This is a genomic window from Mesorhizobium sp. M1A.T.Ca.IN.004.03.1.1, assembly GCF_003997555.1.
Lineage (GTDB): Bacteria > Pseudomonadota > Alphaproteobacteria > Rhizobiales > Rhizobiaceae > Mesorhizobium.
Map to the genome: position 1 here is coordinate 1 of NZ_RZTV01001235.1, position 229 is coordinate 229.

General features: G+C 56.8%; 1 protein-coding gene. It reads right to left on the bottom strand.

Annotation, left to right across the window (positions count from 1 at the left end):
* Positions 1-229: adenosylhomocysteinase (locus EOD29_RS35645; RefSeq protein ID WP_206520640.1), on the bottom strand; the 229-nt coding region annotated here is incomplete at both ends.

The window sequence follows — 229 nt, forward strand, 5'->3', positions numbered from 1 at the left end:
GCAGGATATAGACCTGGTTGGAATACTGGTCGGGCTTGGTGAAGAGCTCGATCTGCGCCAGCGTCTGGTTGGTGAAAGAAGCCGACATCACGAAGGACGGATGGCCGGTGGCATTGCCGAGGTTGAGCAGACGGCCTTCGGAAAGAAGGATGATGCGGTTGCCCTTGGGAAATTCGATCAGGTCGTCCTGCGGCTTGACGTTGGTCCACTTGAGATTGCGCAATGCAGC